The 4941-nt window shown below is 71.0% G+C and carries 2 protein-coding genes; both read left to right on the top strand.

The genetic code is table 11. From position 1 onward, the window contains the following. Positions 1–2793: PQQ-dependent sugar dehydrogenase (locus tag JNW89_RS27605; protein ID WP_238451280.1), on the top strand; the 2793-nt coding region annotated here is incomplete at its 5' end. Between the two features lie 74 nt (positions 2794–2867). Continuing rightward, on the top strand, positions 2868–4941 hold a 2074-nt coding region (locus tag JNW89_RS27600), incomplete at its 3' end, for a ThuA domain-containing protein (RefSeq protein WP_238451278.1).

Genomic DNA, 4941 nt, shown 5'->3' with positions numbered 1-4941 from the left:
GCCGTCGGCACCGTCGGCGTCACGGCCGGCCCGACCGCCCTCGGCGGCCCCGCCCCGGCCGCCGCCCACGTCATCACCGCCACCGACTTCCAGCAGGTCGAGCTGGCCCGCGGCGTCGCCGAGACGGGCGAGCCGATGTCCCTGGCCGTGCTGCCGGACCGCTCGGTTCTGCACACCGCCCGCAACGGCACCCTGCGGCGCACCGACGCCAACGGCACCACCTCGGTGATCGGCACGCTGTCGGTCTACACCCACGACGAGGAGGGGTTGCAGGGCGTCGGCGTCGACCCGAACTTCGCCACCAACCGGCACATCTACCTCTACTACGCCCCGCCGCTGTCCACCCCCGCCGGCGACGCGCCGGCCACCGGCAGCGACTTCTCCGCCTGGCAGGGCGTCAACCGGCTGTCCCGGTTCACCCTCAACGCCGACTTCACCGTCAACCAGGCCAGCAAGGTCGACGTGCTGGACGTACCCGCCGACCGGGGGCTGTGCTGCCACGTCGGCGGCGACATCGACTTCGACGCGGCCGGCAACCTCTACCTGTCCACCGGGGACGACACCAACCCGTTCGACTCCGCCGGCTACGCCCCGCTGGACGAGCGGACCAACCGCAACCCCGGGTACGACGCGCAGCGCAGCGCCGGCAACACCAACGACCTGCGCGGCAAGATCCTGCGGATCAAGGTGAACGCGAACGGGTCGTACTCGATCCCGACCGGCAATCTCTTCCCGGTCGGCACCGCGCGGACCCGGCCCGAGATCTACGCGATGGGCTTCCGCAACCCGTTCCGGATGAGCGTCGACAAGGCCACCGGGATCGTCTACGTCGGCGACTACGGCCCCGACGCCGGCACCACCTCGGCCACCCGGGGCCCCTCCGGCCAGGTCGAGTTCAACCGGGTCACCGCGCCTGGCAACTACGGCTGGCCGTACTGCACCGGCACCAACACCAGCACCGAGACCTACAACGAGTGGGACTTCGCCACCGGCACCGGCGGCGCCAAGTACAACTGCACCGGCGGCCCCACCAACAACTCGTTCCGCAACACCGGCCAGAGCACGCTGCCCGCGGCCAAGCCGGCCTGGATCCGGTACGGCGGCGACGCCGGCAGCCCGCCCGAGTTCGGCGGCGGCTCCGAGTCCCCGATGGGCGGCCCGGTCTACCGCTACAACGCGTCGTCGACCTCGAGCACCAAGTTCCCGCAGTCCTTCGACGGGCAGTTCTTCGCCACCGAGTTCGGCCGCGGCTGGATCAAGCCGATCCACGTCAACGCCGACGGCTCGCGCGGCACCATCGACAGCTTCCCGTGGACCGGCAAGCAGGTGATGGACTCCGCGTTCGGCCCGGACGGCGCGTACTACGTGCTCGACTACGGCACCGGCTACTTCAACGGCGACGCCAACTCGGCGCTCTACCGCTTCGACTACATCGGCGGCGGCAACCGGGCGCCGACGGCGAAGGCGACCGCCGACAAGACCTCCGGCGCGGCCCCGTTGACCGTCGCCTTCTCCTCGGCCGGGTCGTCGGACCCGGAGGGCGGGGCACTGACGTACGCCTGGAACTTCGGCGACGGCACCACCTCCACCGCCGCCAACCCGTCGAAGACCTACACCGCCAACGGGACGTACACCGCCACGCTGACGGTCAAGGACCCGCAGAACGCCACCGGCAGCGCCAGCGTGGTGATCAGCGTCGGCAACACCGCTCCGACCGTGACGATCAACAGCCCCGGCAACGGCAAGCTCTTCTCCTACGGCGACACCGTGCCCTTCAGCATCACCGTCACCGACCCGGAGGACGGCACGATCGACTGCACCAAGGTCAAGATGACCTACGTGCTCGGCCACGACCAGCACGGCCACCAGATCACCTCGAAGACCGGCTGCTCCGGCTCGATCGCCATCCCGGTCGACGGTGAGCACGACGACGCGGCGAACATCTTCGCCATCTTCGACGCCGAGTACACCGACGCGGGCGGGCTGACCACGCACACCCAGCACACCCTCCAGCCCCGGCACCGGCAGGCCGAGCACTTCAAGACCTCGTCCGGCATCAACACCTTCGACAAGGCGACCGCCGAGGGCGGCAAGACCGTCGGCGACATCAACAACGGGGACTGGATCGCCTTCCAGCCGTACCAGCTGGGCGACGTCACCTCGTTCAGCGCCCGGGTCTCCTCGGCCGGCGCGGGCGGCACCCTCCAGGTCCGGGCCGGGTCGGCCACCGGCACGGTGCTCGGCTCCGCCACGGTGCCGGTCACCGGCGCCTGGGACTCCTTCACCACGGTCACCGGCGCGATCTCCGGGGCGCCGGCGGGCACCACGACGCTCTACCTGACCTTCGCCGGGTCGGGCACCGGGGCGCTCTACGACGTCGACTCGTTCACCTTCACCACGGGCGCGACGGTGCGCACCGGGCCGGTGGTCGGGCTCGCCGGCAAGTGCCTGGACGTCCGCAACGCCGCCACCGCCGACGGCACCCAGATCCAGCTCTACACCTGCAACGGCACCACGGCGCAGACCTGGACGGTGACGCCGAACTCGACGATCAAGGCGCTGGGCAAGTGTCTGGACGTCTCCGGCGGCGGCTCGGCCGATGGCACCAAGATCCAGCTCTGGACCTGCAACGGCAGCGGCGCGCAGAACTGGTCCGCCCAGGCCGACGGCACGGTGCGCAACCCGCAGTCCGGCAAGTGCCTCGACGTCTCGGGCAACAACTCCGCCGACAGCACCCCGGTGCACCTGTGGACCTGCACCGGCGCCGCCAACCAGAAGTGGACCCTGCCGTAACCGAGTGAACGCGCGGGGACCCCGCCCGGCCCGCCGGCCCGCCCGGGGTCCCCGCCCACCGATAGGAGAGCGACATGCGCAGACTCCTGCGTCCCGTCCTCGGCGTGGCCACCGCCGTCCTCGCCGTCATCGCCTGCACCGCCCCCGCCACCCCGGCGTCCGCCGCCGACGCCCCGTACGACGTGCTGGTCTTCTCCAAGACCGCCGGGTTCCGGCACGACTCCATCGCCGTCGGCACCCAGGCCATCCGGGACCTCGGCGCGGCCAACAGCTTCACCGTCACCGCCACCGAGGACGCCGCCGCGTTCACCACCGGCAACCTGGCCCAGTACGAGGCGGTGGTCTTCCTCAACACCACCGGCGACGTGCTCAACGCCAGCCAGCAGACCGCCTTCGAGTCGTACATCGGCTCCGGGGGCGGGTACGTCGGCGTGCACGCCGCCGCCGACACCGAGTACGGCTGGTCGTTCTACGGCAACCTGGTCGGGGCGTACTTCGCCTCGCACCCGGCGATCCAGCAGGCCAACGTCAAGGTGGAGAACCGGGCGCACCCGGCCAGCGCGCACCTGCCGCAGACCTGGACCCGCACCGACGAGTGGTACAACTACCAGACCAACGCCCGCTCCACCGCCCGGGTGCTGGCCACCCTCGACGAGTCGTCGTACTCGGGTGGCGGGATGGGCGCGGACCACCCGCACTCCTGGTGCAAGACCTACAGCGGCGGCCGGGCGTTCTACACCGGCGGCGGGCACACCCAGGCGTCGTACGCCGAACCGGCGTTCCGGGCCCACCTGCTCGGCGGCATCCGGTACGCGGCCGGCCGCGCCAAGGCCGACTGCCGGCCGGAGACCGGCTACACCACCCTCTACAACGGTTCCACCACCGGCTGGTCGCAGGCCGGGCCGGGCAGCTTCACCAATGCCGACGCCACGCTCACCTCGGTCGGCGGGATGGGGCTCTACTGGTACAGCGCGAAGCAGTTCACCAACTACTCGCTCAAGCTGGACTGGCGGCTCGCCGGCGACGACAACTCCGGGGTCTTCATCGGCTTCCCGCCGTCGACCGACCCCTGGTCGGCGGTGAACAACGGCTACGAGATCCAGATCGACGCCACCGACGCGGCCGACCGCACCACCGGCGCGGTCTACACGTTCAAGTCCGCGGACATCGCCGCTCGGGACGCGGCGCTGAACCCGCCGGGCGAGTGGAACACCTACGAGCTGCTGGTCGAGGGCGAGCGGCTCCAGGTCTTCCTCAACGGCGTGAAGATCAACGACTTCACCAACACCAACCCGGTCCGCTCGCTCGCCGGGCACATCGGCCTGCAGAACCACGGCACCGGCGACGACGCCTCGTTCCGCAACATCCGGATCAAGGAACTCGGCTCCACCCCGCCGGGCGGCAACACCACCGTCCAGGCCGAGGCGTTCAGCTCGGCCAGCGGGGTCACCCCGTTCACCAAGGCCGGTGCGAACGGCGGGCAGACCCTCGGCTACATCGACCCGGGCGACTGGTCGGCGTACAACGGGGTGGACCTGACCGGGGTGACGTCGTTCAAGGCGCGGGTCGTCTCCGGCGGGCCCGGCGGCACCATCCAGGTGCGTACCGGCTCCACCACCGGCACCGTCCTCGGCTCGGTCGCGGTGCCCAACACCGGGAGCTGGACGACGTACGCCGACGTCAGCACCGCCCTGAGCGGGATGCCGTCCGGCACCCAGAACCTGTACCTCACCTATACCGGCACCGGCACCGGGCTCTTCGACGTCGACGACTTCACCCTGGTCCGGGGCGGCGGCGGCACCGGCGGCACCGGACCGATCAAGGGCCTCGCCGGCAAGTGCCTGGACGTCCGCGGCAGCGGCACCGCCGACGGCACGCAGATCCAGCTCTACACCTGCAACGGCACCACGGCGCAGACCTGGACGGTGACGCCGAACTCGACGATCAAGGCGCTGGGCAAGTGTCTGGACGTCTCCGGCGGCGGCTCGGCCGACGGGACCAAGATCCAGCTCTGGACCTGCAACGGCAGCGGCGCGCAGAACTGGTCCGCCCAGGCCGACGGGTCGCTGCGCAACCCGCAGTCCGGCAAGTGCCTCGACGTGGCCGGCAGCAACTCCGCCGACAGCACCCGGTCCAGCTCTGGACCTG

This window comes from Micromonospora sp. 4G55 (assembly GCF_016803375.1).
The sequence above is the reverse complement of the archived record's forward strand: the minus strand, read 5'-3'. Positions and strand labels throughout refer to the sequence as shown.